The 16,520-nt window shown below is 63.9% G+C and carries 17 protein-coding genes and 1 tRNA gene; 15 read left to right on the top strand and 3 right to left on the bottom strand.

Annotation, left to right across the window (positions count from 1 at the left end; genetic code table 11):
- Positions 1–12 precede the first annotated feature (12 nt).
- Together AC1DUN_RS08470 and AC1DUN_RS08465 are read right to left on the bottom strand one after the other, a co-directional pair.
- Complete coding sequence (locus tag AC1DUN_RS08470) at positions 13–1,257, bottom strand: CmpA/NrtA family ABC transporter substrate-binding protein (protein ID WP_477662551.1); 1,245 nt, start codon at positions 1,255–1,257, stop codon at positions 13–15.
- A gap of 362 nt (positions 1,258–1,619) precedes the next feature.
- Complete coding sequence (locus tag AC1DUN_RS08465) at positions 1,620–2,252, bottom strand: ANTAR domain-containing response regulator (RefSeq protein WP_007864505.1); 633 nt, start codon at positions 2,250–2,252, stop codon at positions 1,620–1,622.
- 88 nt (positions 2,253–2,340) lie between these two features.
- On the opposite strand from AC1DUN_RS08465, the gene tsaD reads away from it, so the two are divergent.
- The gene (gene tsaD / locus AC1DUN_RS08460; RefSeq protein WP_477713572.1) at positions 2,341–3,384 is read left to right on the top strand and encodes a tRNA (adenosine(37)-N6)-threonylcarbamoyltransferase complex transferase subunit TsaD; all 1,044 of its coding nucleotides are present in this window, start codon (positions 2,341–2,343) and stop codon (positions 3,382–3,384) included.
- 31 nt (positions 3,385–3,415) lie between these two features.
- On the opposite strand, the gene AC1DUN_RS08455 is transcribed toward tsaD, so the two are convergent.
- Positions 3,416–3,817, bottom strand: coding sequence for an Hsp20/alpha crystallin family protein (locus tag AC1DUN_RS08455; RefSeq protein WP_477713571.1), 402 nt, complete (start codon positions 3,815–3,817; stop codon positions 3,416–3,418).
- Between the two features lie 141 nt (positions 3,818–3,958).
- Here AC1DUN_RS08455 and AC1DUN_RS08450 point away from each other — a divergent pair, with 141 nt between their 5' ends.
- The 14 genes from AC1DUN_RS08450 to nuoF all read left to right on the top strand — a co-directional run bounded on the left by AC1DUN_RS08450 (position 3,959) and on the right by nuoF (position 16,519).
- Positions 3,959–5,236 carry a branched-chain amino acid ABC transporter substrate-binding protein gene (locus AC1DUN_RS08450; protein WP_477713570.1) on the top strand — a complete coding sequence of 426 codons (1,278 nt, stop codon included), beginning with the start codon at positions 3,959–3,961 and terminating at the stop codon, positions 5,234–5,236.
- A gap of 54 nt (positions 5,237–5,290) precedes the next feature.
- Positions 5,291–6,487 (top strand): pyridoxal phosphate-dependent aminotransferase, encoded by a 1,197-nt coding sequence (locus tag AC1DUN_RS08445; protein ID WP_477713569.1) that lies wholly within the window; start codon positions 5,291–5,293, stop codon positions 6,485–6,487.
- Positions 6,488–6,649: 162 nt separating this feature from the next.
- On the top strand, positions 6,650–6,916 hold the full coding sequence (gene rpsO / locus AC1DUN_RS08440) for a 30S ribosomal protein S15 (RefSeq protein ID WP_007864491.1): 267 nt from the start codon (positions 6,650–6,652) through the stop codon (positions 6,914–6,916).
- 221 nt (positions 6,917–7,137) lie between these two features.
- Positions 7,138–9,255 carry a polyribonucleotide nucleotidyltransferase gene (pnp, locus tag AC1DUN_RS08435; protein ID WP_477713568.1) on the top strand — a complete coding sequence of 706 codons (2,118 nt, stop codon included), beginning with the start codon at positions 7,138–7,140 and terminating at the stop codon, positions 9,253–9,255.
- Positions 9,256–9,331: 76 nt separating this feature from the next.
- A complete protein-coding gene (locus tag AC1DUN_RS08430) occupies positions 9,332–10,318 on the top strand; it encodes an NAD(P)H-quinone oxidoreductase (RefSeq protein WP_477713567.1) in 987 nt (328 codons plus the stop codon).
- A gap of 7 nt (positions 10,319–10,325) precedes the next feature.
- Positions 10,326–11,084, top strand: coding sequence for a triose-phosphate isomerase (tpiA, locus tag AC1DUN_RS08425; RefSeq protein WP_477713566.1), 759 nt, complete (start codon positions 10,326–10,328; stop codon positions 11,082–11,084).
- 33 nt (positions 11,085–11,117) lie between these two features.
- The gene (secG, locus tag AC1DUN_RS08420; protein WP_477713565.1) at positions 11,118–11,537 is read left to right on the top strand and encodes a preprotein translocase subunit SecG; all 420 of its coding nucleotides are present in this window, start codon (positions 11,118–11,120) and stop codon (positions 11,535–11,537) included.
- 116 nt (positions 11,538–11,653) lie between these two features.
- Positions 11,654–11,738, top strand: a tRNA-Leu gene (locus AC1DUN_RS08415).
- Positions 11,739–11,837: 99 nt separating this feature from the next.
- Positions 11,838–12,197: an NADH-quinone oxidoreductase subunit A gene (locus AC1DUN_RS08410; RefSeq protein WP_007864471.1), complete on the top strand. Its 360-nt coding sequence runs from the start codon at positions 11,838–11,840 to the stop codon at positions 12,195–12,197.
- A gap of 61 nt (positions 12,198–12,258) precedes the next feature.
- Entirely contained in the window at positions 12,259–12,738 is a 480-nt protein-coding gene (locus tag AC1DUN_RS08405) for a NuoB/complex I 20 kDa subunit family protein (protein WP_007864469.1), read from the top strand.
- A gap of 3 nt (positions 12,739–12,741) precedes the next feature.
- Entirely contained in the window at positions 12,742–13,350 is a 609-nt protein-coding gene (locus tag AC1DUN_RS08400; protein WP_074577084.1) for an NADH-quinone oxidoreductase subunit C, read from the top strand.
- Between the two features lie 24 nt (positions 13,351–13,374).
- On the top strand, positions 13,375–14,628 hold the full coding sequence (locus AC1DUN_RS08395) for an NADH-quinone oxidoreductase subunit D (protein WP_074577082.1): 1,254 nt from the start codon (positions 13,375–13,377) through the stop codon (positions 14,626–14,628).
- 5 nt (positions 14,629–14,633) lie between these two features.
- Positions 14,634–15,128 (top strand): NADH-quinone oxidoreductase subunit NuoE, encoded by a 495-nt coding sequence (nuoE, locus tag AC1DUN_RS08390; RefSeq protein WP_477713564.1) that lies wholly within the window; start codon positions 14,634–14,636, stop codon positions 15,126–15,128.
- Positions 15,125–16,519: an NADH-quinone oxidoreductase subunit NuoF gene (gene nuoF / locus AC1DUN_RS08385; protein ID WP_413329378.1), complete on the top strand. Its 1,395-nt coding sequence runs from the start codon at positions 15,125–15,127 to the stop codon at positions 16,517–16,519. Before nuoE ends, nuoF begins: the two co-directional genes overlap by 4 nt.
- Position 16,520: the final 1 nt, after the last annotated feature.

The following is a 16,520-nucleotide window of genomic DNA, read 5'->3' as shown; positions in this document are numbered from 1 at the left end:
ATCGCGGCTTTTTCAGGCCTGGAGCTTGAAGCTGTCGGCGTACTTTTTCGGGTCCTTGCCGTCCCAGACTGCGCCGTCCATCAGCTTGCTGCTGCGCATGACGTCCTTGGGAACGCTGGCCTTGGCGGCGGTGGCGGCCTGTTTGTAGACATCGATCTGGTTGATCTTTTTGGCGATGCCCAGGTAGTCCGGGTGCTCCTTGATCAGGCCCCAGCGCTTGTGCTGCGTGAGGAACCACATGCCGTCGGAGAGGTAGGGGAAATTCACCGCGCCGTCGTTGTAGAACTTCATGTAGTTGGGGTCGTCCCAGGTCTTGCCCATGCCGTTCTGGTAGCGGCCCAGGATGCGCTGGTTGATCGCGTCGACGCTGGTGTTGACGTAGCTCTTGTCGGCCACGGTTTCGGCCATCTTGTTCTTGTTGGTGAGGCTGGCGTCAATCCACTTGCCGGCCTCGATGATGGCGGCGGTCACGGCGCGCGCCGTGTTGGGGTATTTCTGCACGAATTCCGCGGTGGTGCCCAGCACCTTTTCGGGGTGGTCCTTCCAGATGTCCTGGGTGGTCACGGCGGTCACGCCAATGCCGTCGATGATGGCGCGGTGGCCCCAGGGCTCGCCCACGCAGTAGCCGTCCATATTGCCCACACGCATATTGGCCACCATTTGCGGCGGCGGCACGGTGATGACCTTGGCGTCCTTCATCGGATTGATGCCGTTGGCAGCCAGCCAGTAATAAAGCCACATGGCGTGCGTGCCGGTGGGGAAGGTCTGGGCAAAGGTGTATTCGCGCTTGTCGCTGGCCATCAGCTTGGCCAGGCCGGGGCCGTCCACCGCGCCCTTGTCGGCGAGCTTCTTGGACAGCGTGATGGCCTGGCCGTTGTTGTTGAGCGTCATCAGCACGGCCATGTCTTTCTTGGGGCCGGCCGTGCCCATGTGCACGCCGTAGACCAGGCCGTAGAGCACGTGGGCGAAGTCCAGTTCGCCGTTGACCAGCTTGTCGCGCACGCCGGCCCAGCTGGCTTCCTTGGTCGGGATGATCTTGACACCATACTTCTGGTCTATGCCCAGCACCGAGGCCATCACCACCGAGGCGCAGTCGGTCAGGGGAATGAAGCCGATCTTGACTTCCTTTTTCTCCGGCGCGTCCGATCCCTGGGCGTACACGGCGGCGCGCAGGGCGGGGTTGATGCCCACGGCGCCCACGGCCGCGGCCTGCAGCACGGTGCGGCGTGTCAGCGAAGATTTCAGCAGTTCAGTCATGTGGTCGGCTCCAGCTAAGTAAAAACAAAAGACAAAAACAAAAAAGGCGCTCGACCCGGGCAACACGTTGAACGTGATGCAGGGTGCGAACGCCTTTGTTCCTTGGGGCACCACACACTTCGTCGTTGAAGTGCTGTGCCGTATGGCCATCCTTGGCCAGTGCTTAGGGCATTGCAAAAGCTGTGCCAGGGGCGCCTAGCGTTGCCGAAAGCCTTGTTCTACAGAGTGGGGATGCCGGGAAATTCTCCGTTGTGAGCCCCCAGGTCGAAAGCCCTGAACAGGTGTTGCGGGGCGGGATGCCAAAACGGTGGGGCTTGCTGCCTGCACCTAATTTGTGCGCCGCACCAATTGAGGGTGGCGGATCAGCCCAGCAGGTCCAGGGCGTCCAGCATGCGCTGGGCCACCTCGCCCAGGCGCAGGCCCTTGTCCATGGCGGCCTTGCGCAGCTTTTCGTAGGCGGCCTGCTCGGACAGCCCCTGGCGCTGCATCAGCATGCCTTTGGCCCGGTCTATGACTTTTCGCTCATGCAGCTCGGTTTTGGCGTGCGCCAGCTCTTTTCGCAGGCCTTGCTCGTGCTCAAAGCGCGCCATGGCCACGTCCAGGATGGGTCGGATACGGTCTGGCGAGAGCCCGGCCACCACGTAAGCCGACACGCCGGCGGCGACGGCGTCCTTGACGTGGCTGGTGTCGTTGTCGTTGGTGAACAGCACGATGGGCCGCCGCGCGTCCCGCGTCGCCATCACCACATGCTCCAGGGAGTCGCGCGCCTCGCTTTCGGCGTCCACGATGATCATGTCGGGCTGCAGCTGCGCCAGGCGCTCGTCCAGAAAGGTGTCGGCCGGCAGCACCGCGACGATGTTGTAACCGTTTTCCAGCAGGCCTATGCGCAGCTGGCGCGAGCGCTCGGCCAGCTCCCGGGCATGGGCGTCATCGGACACGGACTCCAGGAGGTCCGGTGCGATGATGACCAGGCGCAGGGATTGTGACGGCGTCATGGGAGAACTCGTGCAAGAACTGTGCCCCTGACGGCTCCGCAGCCCTGCTGCTGTGGGGAGTTCTCTCCAAACCTTACACTCGAAGAATATGCGAGTCTTAGGTATCGAATCGAGTTGTGATGAAACCGGCGTGGCGCTGGTGGATGCCAGCGGCGCTGGCGTGCCGCGCCTGCTGTCGCATGCGCTGTACAGCCAGATCGCCATGCACCAGGCCTATGGCGGCGTGGTGCCTGAGCTGGCCAGCCGCGACCACATACGCCGTGTATTGCCCCTGACGCAGCAGGTGATGGCGCAGGCGGGTAGCAGCCTGGCGCAAGTGGATGTGGTGGCCTACACGCGCGGGCCCGGGTTGGCCGGCGCGCTTCTGGTGGGGGCCGGGGTGGCTTGCTCGCTGGCGGCGGCGCTGGGCAAGCCGGCCATGGGCGTGCACCACCTGGAAGGCCATTTGCTCTCGCCCTTCCTGAGTGCCGACCCGCCCGAGTTTCCGTTTGTGGCGCTGCTGGTGTCGGGCGGCCACACCCAGCTGATGCGGGTGGACCGCGTAGGCAGCTACGAGCTGCTCGGTGAAACCATTGACGACGCGGCCGGCGAGGCTTTCGACAAGTCGGCCAAACTCATGGGCCTGCCTTATCCGGGCGGCCCGCACTTGTCGAAACTGGCCGAGGGGGGCGATGGCGCGGCTTTCAAGCTGCCGCGGCCCTTGCTGCACAGCGGTGACCTCGATTTTTCATTCGCCGGGCTGAAGACCGCGGTGCTGACGCAGGCCAAAAAGCTGGGGCCCGACCTGGAAAGCCGCAAGGCCGACCTCGCGGCCGCCACACAGGCGGCGATTGTGGAAGTGCTGGTCAAAAAATCACTGGCGGCGATGACCCAGACCGGGCTCAAGCGCCTGGTGGTGGCCGGTGGCGTGGGCGCCAATGCGCTGCTGCGCAGCCAGCTCAATGCCGTGTGCAAACAACGCGGTATTCGCGTGCATTACCCCGAATTGCATTTGTGCACCGACAACGGCGCGATGATTGCGCTGGCGGCCGGCATGCGCTTGCAGGCGGGGCTGGAAACGCTTCAGCGCGGCTACACATTCGATGTAAAGCCGCGCTGGAATCTTGCTGAATTGCAGGCTGAGCCGGCCTGAGCCGCTCCGCCCGCAACCCAGAGTGCCTCGATTACTGGATGTCGAGGTGCGTGACGTTGCTCACCGGGACCTTCTTGCCCAGCGTCAGGGTCAGCACGCCGTTCTCGAGCTTGGCGGAGCTGTTGGCAGTGTCGATTTCCAGAGGGAAGCGCCATGCGGCCTTGACCTTGCGGGGCGCGTCTTCCTTGCTGGTCACGCGGACCACATCACCTTCGATGCCGATGTCCAGGTGTTCGCGGGCGAGACCCGGGACGTCGAGTTGCAGGGTGTAGGCTTTTTCCTGGTCTTCCACGCTGGCGGGCTTGGCGGCGCCGGCATCGGAGAGCGAGGAGAAGGTGTCGTTGAGGAATTTTTCCAGGGCGCCGTTGCTCACGACGGGCGCGTAGTGGCGATGAAAGGCGCGGGCGGGGCGATGGGCGAGAGAGTAAAACATGGCTGTTCCTTGATGGGTTAACAAGGGGCGGTTTCCCCTTACACTGCGCGGCGTTCACCGTGATTGCCGCATGCACACCAGTTAGGTGTGCAGCCGGTTTATTCAAGCCATATCCAGCGAAAAACAGGGAGTTATTTTTTTATGCGCCAACACTTGAAACGCCTTTTCACGGCCCTATGTCTTTGCGCCGCCGTGGGTGCCGGCGCGCAGACCGCCGGCCAGCCGCCGGCGCCTGCACCTGTCCGTATTGCGCTGATCGAAAGCCTGTCGGGCGCCTTCGCCAACACCGGCGAGGCCGTGTTCCGCAACCTGGTCTGGGCCACCGAGCGGGTCAATGCGCGCGGCGGCGTGAAGCTGGCCGGCGGGCCGCGCAATCTGGTGGTCGAGCGCTACGACAGCAAGGGCCAGAACGAAGAGGCGCTGGCGGCTTTGCGCTCGGCCATCGACGACGGCGTGACCATCATCGCGCAAGGCAATTCCTCGGCCATCGCGGCGGTGCTCATTGACGCCATCAACAAGCACAACGAGCGCGAGCCGAAAAAGCGCGTGCTGTTCCTGAACTACTCGGCGGTCGATCCCATCCTGACGAACGAAAAATGCAGCTACTGGCATTTCCGCTTCGACGCGCACGCCGACATGCGCATGGCCGCGCTCATGGACGTGCTCAAGGACGACAAGGCGCTCAAAAGCATTTACCTGATAGGCCAGGACTACAGCTTCGGCCAGGCCGTGTTGCGCGAGGCCCGCAAGCAGCTGGGTGCGCAGCGCCCCGACGTGCAGATCGTGGGCGACGAGTTGCACGCGCTGGGCCGCGTCAAGGATTTCATTCCCTATGCCGCGAAGATCAAGGCCAGCGGCGCGCAGGCGGTGCTCACGGGCAACTGGGGCAACGACCTGACCCTGCTGATCAAGGCGGCCAGGGAAGTGGGTTACGAGGGCAAGTTCTACACCTTCTATGGCAATGCACTGGGCGTGCCGGGCGCGTTGGGCGAGGCCGGCGTGGGCAAGGTGGTCGCCGTGGCCGACTGGTTTCCCAACGAGGCGGGCGCGCAGTCCGAGGCTTTCTACCAGTCTTTCCGCCAGCGGTTCCCGAAGCCGCAGGACGACTATGTGCACATGCGCATGCAGCTCATGGTCGAGGCCCTGGCCCAAAGCCTGGACAGGGCCGGCAGCACCGAAGCCGGCGCGGTGGCGGCGCAGCTCGAGCGCGGCACCGTCACTTTCGCGGGCCACCAGGGTGCGATGCGCGCGCAGGACCACCAGTTCCAGCAGCCGCTGCTGGTGGCGCTGATGGGCAAGCAGGGCTCGCCGGGCGTGAAGTTCGACGTGGAAGGCTCGGGCTACGGTTTTCGCGTGATCAAGACCATCTCGCCCGAGCGGGCCGAGCAGCCGAGCAACTGCAAGATGGTCCGGCCCTGAGCTTTAATTTCCTTGTTTTTTTGACGGACGCCGGCAGGCAGATCGAACATTCCCATGACCATGAGACAGGCTGTTTTAAACCTTGAAGAATCCATGATCCGCCAGGTGGCCAATGCCGGCATGGGGCGCAGCGACGTGCTCAAGTTCTGGTTTGGCGAAAGCGACGAGGTCACGCCGGCCTTTATTCGCGACGCCGCCGCCGCCTCGCTGCAGCAGGGCGAGACCTTTTACGCCCACAACCTGGGCCTGCCCGAGCTGCGCGAGGCCATCGCCGCTTATGCCGCGGGCCTGCGCTGCCCGGGCGCCGCGCCCATCACGGCGGAGCGCATTGCGGTCACTTCGGGGGGCGTCAATGCCTTGATGCTGGCCGTGCAGGCGCTGGTGGATGCGGGCGACGAGGTGGTTGCCGTCACGCCGGTCTGGCCCAACCTGACGGCTCAGCCGGCCATCATGGGCGCGCGGGTGCGCTGCGTGAGCCTCAAGCCGGTGGCGGGCGAATGGCGGCTGGATATGGCCGAACTGCTGGCCGCCATCACGCCCAAGACCAAGCTGCTGATCGTCAATGCCCCCAACAACCCCACGGGCTGGACTCTGGCACGCGCCGAGCAGGAAGCCATCCTGGCGCATTGCCGTCAAACCGGGACCTGGATACTGGCCGACGAGGTGTATGAGCGGCTGTATTACGAGCCCACGCCCAATGGCTGCGCGCCCAGTTTCCTGGACATCGCGGCGCCGGAGGACCGGCTGGTGGTGGTCCACAGCTTTTCCAAGAGTTTTCTGATGACCGGCTGGCGCCTGGGCTGGCTGGTGATGCCGGCCGCCATGACGCCGCACATGGGCAAGCTGGTGGAGTTCAACACCTCCTGCGCGCCGGTGTTCGTGCAGCGGGCTGGGTTGGCGGCCATAAACCGTACCGCCGACATCACGCCGAGGGTGGTGGCCCACCTGAAAACCTGCCGCGACACCCTGGTGCCCCTGCTGCAGGCCGTGCCCGGTGTGCAGCTGGCGCCGGCCAAAGGGGGCATGTACGCCTTTTTTCGGCTGGAAGACCCCGCAAACCCTGGGCGCTTTGGCGATTCGCTGGAAACGGCCAAACGCCTGGTCGTGGAGGCCGGCCTGGGCCTGGCGCCGGGCAACGCCTTTATGGTCAAGCCCGGGCCCGAGGCCCAGGGCTGGCTGCGCTGGTGTTTCGCCAGCCAGGACCTGGCCAGGCTGGGGCAGGGGGTGGAGCGGCTCAGGCGCTGGCTCTAGAACCTGCTCCCCGTCTTCAGGCTATAATCCAAGGCTCTGTGCAGTTTGAGGCCTTTTTGGGGCCTTTTCCATGCCGGAACACGACGAAAGCGGTTTATTCATCTCCCATGTCGGGAACACTGCTTCGCTCGCAAGCGCACCTCGGTGCAGGAAAGAGAAAACATGATTGCAAAATCCGTCAAGGCCGAAATCGTCCAGGCCAACGCACGTGCCGCCGGCGACACCGGCAGCCCTGAAGTTCAAGTGGCGCTGCTGACCGGCCGCATCAACGAACTGACCCCCCATTTCAAGGCCAACGCCAAGGATCACCACGGCCGCCGCGGCCTGCTGCGCATGGTGAGCCGCCGCCGCAAGCTGCTGGACTACCTGAAGTCCAAAGACGCAGACCGTTACACCGCGCTGATCGCCAAGCTTGGCCTGCGCAAGTAATCGGTAACAACGATTTGAAAGCGCCTGAGTTAGTTCACTAGCTCAGGCGCTTTTTACTTCGGAGCAAGGCAAAACGAGCACGCGCTGTGTCATTCCACAAAAAAAGCCCTGGGCAGGTCCGCTGACCCCAGGCATTTTGTGGAATGGCATCGTGTTCAGCCAGCCGCCGCTCCGGGCCTCCCGCGCTGCCTCAAGCGTGTGAATTTAGTGGAGATAAGAACATGAGCATTTTCAACAAAGTCACCAAGTCCTTCCAGTGGGGCCAGCACAAGGTCACGATGGAAACCGGCGAAATCGCCCGCCAGTCCAGCGGCGCCGTCGTCGTCGACATGGACGGCACCGTGGTCTTGGCCACCGTGGTCGCCAAGTCCGATGCCAAGCCCGGCCAGGATTTCTTCCCCCTGACCGTCGACTACCTCGAAAAAACCTATGCCGCCGGCCGCATTCCCGGCAGCTTCTTCAAGCGTGAAGGCCGCCCCAGCGAATTCGAGACGCTGACCTCCCGCCTGATCGACCGCCCCATCCGCCCGCTGTTCCCCGAAGGCTTTTTCAACGAAGTGCAGGTCGTGATCCACGTGCTGTCGCTGAACCCCGAAGTCGAAGGAGACATCCCCGCGCTGATCGCTTCGAGCGCCGCCCTGTCGATTTCCGGCATCCCCTTCAACGGCCCGATCGGTGCCGCGCGCGTGGCCTACATCGACGGCCAGTATGTGCTGAACCCCGGAAAGACCCAGCTCAAGGATTCGAAGATGGACCTCGTCGTGGCTGGCACCGAAGCCGCCGTGCTGATGGTCGAGTCCGAAGCCCAGCAGCTGTCCGAAGAAATCATGCTCGGTGCCGTGGTGTTCGGCCATGAGCAGGGCAATATCGCGATCAACGCGATCCACGAACTCGTGCGCGATGCCGGCAAGCCGGTCTGGGATTGGCAAGCCCCCGCCAAGAACGAGCCGCTGATCGCCAGGGTCAATGAACTCGCCGGCACCAAGCTGCAGGCCGCTTACCAGATCCGTGCCAAGCAGGCGCGTACGCAAGCCTGCCGCGTGGTGACTTCCGACGTGATGGCCGCGCTCAAGGCCGACGGCGTGGAATTCGACAGCGTCGCCGTGGAAGGCATGCTGTTCGACATCGAAGCCAAGATCGTGCGCAGCCAGATCCTGGCCGGCGAGCCCCGCATCGACGGCCGCGACACGCGCACCGTGCGCGCCATTGAAATCCGCAACAGCGTGCTGCCCCGTACCCACGGCTCGGCCCTGTTCACGCGTGGCGAAACCCAGGCGCTGGTCGTGACCACGCTGGGCACCGAGCGCGACGCGCAGCGCATCGACGCGCTGTCCGGCGACTACGAAGACCGCTTCATGCTGCACTACAACATGCCTCCGTTCGCCACCGGCGAAACCGGCCGTGTCGGCAGCCCGAAACGCCGCGAAATCGGCCACGGCCGCCTGGCCAAGCGCGCGCTGGTCGCGGTGCTGCCCACCAAGGAAGAGTTCCCCTACACCATGCGCGTGGTGTCTGAAATCACCGAATCGAACGGTTCGTCGTCGATGGCGTCGGTCTGCGGCGGCTGCCTGTCGCTGATGGACGCGGGCGTGCCGATGAAGGCCCACGTGGCCGGCATCGCCATGGGCCTGATCAAGGAAGACAACCGTTTTGCCGTGCTGACCGACATTCTGGGCGACGAAGATCACCTGGGCGACATGGACTTCAAGGTCGCGGGCACCACCTTCGGTATCACCGCGCTGCAGATGGACATCAAGATCCAGGGCATCACCAAGGAAATCATGCAGGTCGCGCTGGCCCAGGCCAAGGAAGCCCGCATGCACATCCTGGGCAAGATGCAGGAAGCCATGGGTGAGGCCAAGGCCGAAGTCTCCGACTTCGCGCCCCGCCTCTACGTCATGAAGATCAACCCCGAGAAGATCCGCGACGTGATCGGCAAGGGCGGCGCCGTCATCCGCGCGCTGACCGAAGAAACCGGCACGCAGATCAACATCGAGGAAGACGGCACCATCACCATCGCCTCGAACGACAGCGCCAAGGCAGATGAGGCCAAGCGCCGCATCGCCGAGATCACCGCTGAAGTCGAAATCGGCAAGGTCTACGAAGGCCCGGTCACCAAGATCCTGGACTTCGGCGCGCTGATCAACCTGCTGCCCGGCAAGGACGGCCTGCTGCACATCAGCCAGATCGCCCACGAGCGCGTCGAGAAGGTCACCGACTACCTGAGCGAAGGCCAGATCGTCAAGGTCAAGGTTCTTGAGACCGACGAAAAAGGCCGCGTCAAGCTGTCGATGAAGGCCTTGCTGGACCGTCCGGCCCAGGACCAGGACCGGGGCTGATCCGCACCGGCCATGGATGTTGCGCCGCTAGCGCCCGGATGCCGGGCGCCGGCGGTGCAAACGAATTGCATACCCCATGAAAGCTGTTGAAATTACCTCCTACGGCGGGCCCGAGGTGTTGCGTCTGGGCGCGCGCCCGGCACCCGTCGACGGCCCGGGCGAGGTGGTGATCCGCGTGAACGCCAGCGGCGTGAACCGCCCTGACGTGCTGCAGCGCATGGGCCACTACCCGGTGCCTGCGGGTGCGTCCGATATCCCGGGCCTCGAAGTGGCCGGCGTGATCGTCTCCGGCGACGCCAAGGCCATGGCCGCGGCCGGGCTGAAGCCCGGCGACCGCGTCTGCGCGCTGGTCGCCGGTGGCGGTTATGCCGAACTGTGCGTCGCGCCCGTCGGGCAATGCCTGCCGGTGCCCGAGGGCTTCAGCGACGTCGAGGCGGCTTCGCTGCCCGAGACCTTCTTCACGGTCTGGAGCAATGTATTCGAGCGCGCCCGCCTGCAGCCCGGTGAAACCCTGCTGATCCAGGGCGGCTCCAGCGGCATAGGTGTGACGGCCATCCAGATCGCCAAGGCCCTGGGCGCCACCGTGCTGGTCACGGCCGGCAGCGACGACAAGTGCGCGGCCTGCGTCGCCCTGGGGGCGGACCACGCCATCAACTACAAGAGCAGCGACTTCGCCGAAGAGGTGAAGCGGCTCACCAACGGGCAGGGCGTCAACGTCATTCTCGACATGGTGGCCGGCAGCTATGTCGCGCGTGAGGTCGAATGCCTGGCCGAGGACGGCCGCCTCGCCATCATCGCGGTGCAGGGTGGCGTCAAGGCCGAGGTCAACGCCGGCCTGGTGCTGCGCAAGCGCCTGACCATCACCGGCTCGACCTTGCGCCCGCGCTCCGTCGAGTTCAAGGCGGCGATCGCAAAAGCGCTGAAAGAAAAAGTCTGGCCGCTGATGGCCCGCGGCGCCGTCAAGCCGGTGATCCACAGCACCTTTGCCGCGGCCGACGCGGCCAAGGCCCATGCGCTGATGGAGTCGAATTCGCATATCGGCAAAATTGTTTTGACCTGGTAAGCCAGAGATGAAAAAACTCATTGCAGGAAACTGGAAGATGAACGGCAGCCTGGCGGCCAATGCGGCCTTGCTGGACGCGCTGGCGCAGGGCCTGGACCGCGCGCCGGCCTGCGAGGTCGCCGTTTGTGTTCCCGCGCCCTACCTGGGCCAGGTGCAGGCCATGCGTTCCGCGCAGGCCGGCCTTGCGGCCATCGAACTCGGCGCCCAGGATGTCTCGGCACAGGCCTCGGGCGCCTACACGGGCGAGGTGAGCGCCGCCATGCTCAAGGATTTCGGCTGCCGTTTTGCCATTGTCGGCCATTCGGAGCGCCGCCAGTACCACGGCGAAAGCGATGCGCTGGTGGCCGACAAGGCCAAAGCCGCGCTGGCATCGGGCGTCACGCCCATCATCTGCGTGGGCGAGACCCTGGCCGAGCGCGAAGCCGGCCACACCGAAGAGGTCGTCAAGCGCCAGCTGGCCGCGGTGATCCATACCAATGGCCACTGCATCAGCGAAATCGTCGTGGCCTATGAACCCGTGTGGGCCATAGGCACCGGCAAGACGGCGTCGCCCGAAGAAGCCCAGGCCGTGCATGCGGTGTTGCGCGCCCAGCTGAAGGCTGCGACCGACCAGTTCGCGCGTGTGAAAATCCTGTATGGCGGCAGCATGAACGCCGCCAATGCGGCAGCGCTGCTGGCCCAGCCCGACATCGACGGCGGCCTGATTGGCGGCGCCTCGCTCAAAGCCCCCGATTTCTTGACCATTATTGCTGCGGCCCGCAAGTAACGAGCGCAGAACGCTATTAATTTAGGAGTAGATATGAACGTTGTATTGACCATTGTCCTCGCTGTGCAAATGCTCTCGGCGCTCGGCATGATTGGCCTGATCCTGGTGCAGCACGGCAAGGGCGCCGACATGGGCGCGGCGTTCGGCAGCGGCGGCTCGGGTAGCCTGTTCGGCGCCAGCGGCAGCGCCAACTTTCTATCGCGCACCACGGGGATTCTCGCTGCGCTGTTTTTTGCATGCACCTTGCTGCTTGCTTACTTCGGCGGCAGCTCGCTGCCGCGCAGCGGCTCCAGCGTTCTCGAAGGTGCCCCTGTGACGGCGCCGGCGCCTGCCGGCGCGGCTTCCGGCGCGGCCCAAATCCCCGCGACCACGGCACCCGCGAGCGGCAGCGCCGCGGTTCCCGCGCCGCCTGCGTCCGCCGCATCGGGCGCCGCGCAAATCCCGACGAAATAACGTGATTTTGCTGCCGCCTCTCGTCGGGAGAGGCGGTATTTCAGGGTAAACTCTGAGACTGTCTGGAAAGCCCAAAACCGCAAGGTTTCCTCATGCCATCCAGTCAGTTAAATACCGCGGACGTGGTGAAATTGGTAGACACGCTATCTTGAGGGGGTAGTGCCGAAAGGTGTGCGAGTTCGAGTCTCGCCGTCCGCACCAGATTGACAAGCATCGGCAGCAGCGCTCCGGCGGTGCTGTCGGCTCAAACGGCAAGCTGAAACAAACCGCGCAGGTGGCTTTTCAGAAGTTGAATCCACGATGAACCTCGATCAATACCTCCCTGTTCTCCTGTTCATTCTGGTTGGTGTGGGTGTCGGTGTGGTGCCCCAGGTCCTGGGGCGTTTGTTGGGTCCCGTGCGTCCCGACAGCGAAAAAAATTCTCCTTACGAATGCGGCTTCGAGGCTTTCGAAGATGCCCGCATGAAATTCGATGTGCGCTACTACCTGGTCGCCATCCTCTTCATTCTGTTTGACCTCGAAATCGCCTTCCTCTTTCCCTGGGCCGTGGCGCTCAAGGAAATCGGCCCCGTCGGTTTCTGGTCGGTCATGATCTTCCTGGGCATTCTGGTCGTGGGCTTTGTCTACGAGTGGAAAAAAGGTGCGCTGGACTGGGAATAAGAAGCTAAAAATCCCGAGGGTTCTCTAGGGCTAGGGCGAATCTCGCCACAAAGGTACGGGTATGTCACTTGAAGGTGTTTTCAACGAAGGCTTCATGACCACGAGCTATGACTCGGTGGTGAACTGGGCCAAGACGGGTTCGCTCTGGCCCATGACGTTCGGCCTGGCCTGCTGCGCCGTCGAAATGATGCATGCGGGCGCGGCGCGCTACGACCTGGACCGCTTCGGCATGTTGTTCCGTCCCAGCCCGCGCCAGTCCGACCTGATGATCGTGGCCGGCACGCTGTGCAACAAGATGGGTCCGGCCCTGCGCAAGGTCTACGACCAGATGTCCGAGCCGCGCTGGGTGCTGTCCATGGGCTCGTGCGCCAACGGCGGCGGCTACTACCACTACAGCTATTCCGTAGTTCGCGGCTGCGACCGCATCGTGCCGGTTGACGTTTACGTGCCGGGCTGCCCGCCCACGGCCGAAGCGCTGATGTACGGCATCATCCAGCTGCAGCAGAAAATCCGCCGCACCAACACGATTGCGAGGGCATAAAGCATGTCCTCTTCTCCCGTGTCCATGGAGCAGCTCGCCGAAACGATTCACGCCGTCCTCGGCGACAAGGTCAAAAGCCTGAAGACAGCGCTCGGCGAAATCACCCTCACAGTCTCCGCCGCCGACTACCTGGCGGCCGCCACCCAGCTGCGCGATGCGCCCGGCTGCCGCTTCGAGCAACTGATCGACCTGTGCGGCGTCGACTATTCCGAATACCGGGACGGCCAGCACGACGGCCCGCGCTACTGCGTGGTGTCGCACCTGCTGTCGGTCAGCCTCAACCAGCGCGTGCGCCTCAAGGTGTTCTGCCCCGACGACGATTTCCCCGTGGTGGATTCGCTCAACGGCATCTGGAATTCGGCCAACTGGTTCGAGCGCGAGGCCTTCGACCTCTACGGCATCATCTTTGAAGGCCACAACGACCTGCGCCGCATCCTGACCGACTACGGTTTCATCGGCCATCCTTTCCGCAAGGACTTCCCGACTTCGGGCCATGTGGAGATGCGCTACGACCCCGAGCAAAAGCGCGTGATTTACCAGCCGGTCACCATAGAGCCGCGCGAGATCACCCCGCGTGTGATCCGCGAAGACAACTACGGCGGCCTGCAATAAGCGGCGCCGGCAAGAGATACCCACATGGCTGAAATCAAAAACTACACGCTTAACTTTGGGCCGCAGCATCCCGCGGCGCACGGTGTGCTGCGCCTGGTGCTCGAGCTTGACGGCGAGGTGATACAGCGCGCCGACCCGCACATCGGCCTGCTGCACCGCGCGACCGAAAAGCTCGCCGAGAGCAAGACCTACATCCAGTCGCTGCCCTACATGGACCGGCTGGACTACGTGTCGATGATGTCCAACGAGCACGCCTACTGCCTGGCCATCGAGAAACTGCTCGGCGTCGACGTGCCGGTGCGCGCGCAGTACATCCGCGTGATGTACGCCGAAATCACGCGCCTGCTCAACCACCTGCTGTGGCTGGGCGCGCACGGTTTCGACTGCGGCGCGATGAACATCCTGATCTACTGCTTCCGCGAGCGAGAGGCCCTGTTCGACATGTACGAGGCCGTCTCCGGCGCGCGCATGCACGCGGCCTATTTCCGCCCGGGCGGCGTCTACCGCGACCTGCCCGAGAGCATGCCGCAGTACCGCGTCAGCAAGGTCAAGAACGCGAAGGCCATCGCGGCGCTCAACGAGAACCGCCAGGGCTCGCTGCTCGACTTCATCGAGGACTTCGCCAACAAATTCCCGGGCTACGTCGATGAATACGAAACCTTGCTGACCGACAACCGCATCTGGAAGCAGCGCACCGTCGGCGTGGGCGTCGTCTCGCCCGAGCGAGCCCTCAATCTCGGCTTCACCGGTCCCATGCTCAGGGGCTCGGGTTTTGCCTGGGACCTGCGCAAGCAGCAGCCCTACGACGTCTACGACAAGATGGACTTCGACATCCCGGTCGGCAAGACCGGCGACTGCTACGACCGCTACCTGGTCCGCGTCGAAGAAATGCGCCAGTCCAACCGCATCATCAAGCAGTGCGTGGACTGGCTGCGCGTGAATCCCGGCCCCGTCATCACCAGCAACCACAAGGTCGCCGCGCCGGACCGCGAGTCCATGAAGACCAACATGGAAGAGCTGATCCACCACTTCAAGCTCTTCACCGAAGGCTTCCACGTGCCCGAAGGCGAAGCCTATGCGGCGGTCGAGCATCCCAAGGGCGAGTTCGGCATCTACATCGTCAGTGACGGCGCGAACAAGCCCTATCGCCTGAAGATCCGTCCGCCGGGTTTCCCGCACCTCGCGGCCATGGACGAAATGTCGCGCGGCCACATGATCGCCGACGCCGTCGCCGTGATCGGCACCATGGATATTGTGTTCGGTGAAATTGACCGCTAGCCCCCATGATTTCTGAACAAACCAGAGCGCGCTTCGACCGCGAAGTCGCCAAATACCCCGCGGACCAGAAACAGTCGGCCGTCATGGCCTGCCTGACCATCTTGCAGGAAGAGCACGGCTACGTGAGCGCCGAGAGCGAAAAAGCCGTGGCCGAATACCTCGGCATGGCGCCCATCGCCGTGCACGAAGTCACCACCTTCTACAACATGTACAACCAGCGTCCCGTTGGCAAGTACAAGCTCAACGTCTGCACCAACCTGCCGTGCCAGTTGCGTGACGGCGCCAAGGCGCTCAAGCACCTGGAGCACAAGCTGGGCATCGCCGTGGGCGAGACCAGTGCCGACGGCCTGTTCACGCTGCAGCAATCCGAATGCCTGGGCGCCTGCGCGGATTCGCCGGTGATGCTGGTCAACGACCTCACCATGTGCAGCTTCATGAGCAACGAGAAGCTGGACCAGCTCATCGAAGGTCTCAAATCCGCCGAGGCAAAGCAACCATGACGCTCGCACCCCTGTCTCCCAACAGCGCAGCCGCGCAAAGCGTGCTGTCCCAGTTCGCGGCCACCGGCGTGCAGACCTGCTTCCACGGCCGGCACATCAACCCGCAAATCCTGGCCGACCTCAACGGCAGCAACTGGCGCCTGAAGGACTACGAAGCCCGCGGCGGCTACCAGGCCCTGCGCAAGATCCTCAAGCAGGACGGCGGCGAGGGCATGACGCCCGACCAGGTCATTGCCGAAGTCAAGGCCGGCAGCCTGCGCGGCCGCGGCGGCGCGGGTTTCCCGACCGGGCTCAAGTGGAGCTTCATGCCGCGCCAGTTCCCGGGCCAGAAATACCTGGTCTGCAACTCGGACGAGGGCGAGCCGGGCACCTGCAAAGACCGCGACATCATGCAGTACAACCCGCACAGCGTGATCGAAGGCATGGCGATCGCCGCCTATGCCATGGGCATCAGCGTGGGCTACAACTACATCCACGGCGAAATTTTCGCGACCTACCAGCGCTTTGAAGAAGCGCTCGAAGAGGCGCGTGCCGCCGGCCTGCTGGGCGACAACATCTTCGGCAGCGGCTTCAGTTTCCAGCTGCATGCCTCGCACGGCTTTGGCGCCTATATCTGCGGCGAGGAAACCGCGCTGCTCGAGTCGCTCGAAGGCAAAAAAGGCCAGCCGCGCTTCAAGCCGCCGTTTCCGGCCAGCTTCGGCCTCTACGGCAAGCCCACCACCATCAACAACACCGAGACCTTCGCGGCCGTGCCCTGGATCATCCGCAACGGCGGCCAAGCCTACCTCGAATGCGGCAAGCCCAACAACGGCGGCACCAAGATCTACTCGGTCTCGGGCGACGTCGAACTGCCGGGCAATTATGAAGTGCCCATGGGCACGCCGTTTTCCAAGCTGCTGGAGCTCGCCGGTGGCGTGCGCAAGGGCCGCACGCTCAAGGCCGTGATCCCCGGCGGGTCGTCGGCCCCCGTGCTGCCGGCTTCCATCATGATGGAATGCACCATGGACTACGACTCCATCGCCAAGGCCGGCTCCATGCTGGGCTCGGGCGCGGTGATCGTCATGGACGACAGCCGCTGCATGGTCGAGTCGCTCAAGCGCCTGTCCTACTTCTACATGCATGAATCCTGCGGCCAGTGCACGCCTTGCCGCGAAGGCACGGGCTGGCTATGGCGCGTCGTGGACCGCATCCACAACGGCCACGGCAAACAGACCGACATGGACCTGCTCAACTCGGTGGCCGACAACATCCAGGGCCGCACCATCTGCGCGCTGGGCGATGCCGCGGCCATGCCGGTGCGCGCCATGATCAAGCATTTCCGCCATGAGTTTGAAGCCATGATCAAGCCACAAGTCTCCCACGCTCCGGTTTCGGCTGCCGCGCAAGCCTGAA

The sequence above is a fragment of the Polaromonas sp. P4_F6 genome, from assembly GCF_056401275.1.
The sequence above is the reverse complement of the archived record's forward strand: the minus strand, read 5'-3'. Positions and strand labels throughout refer to the sequence as shown.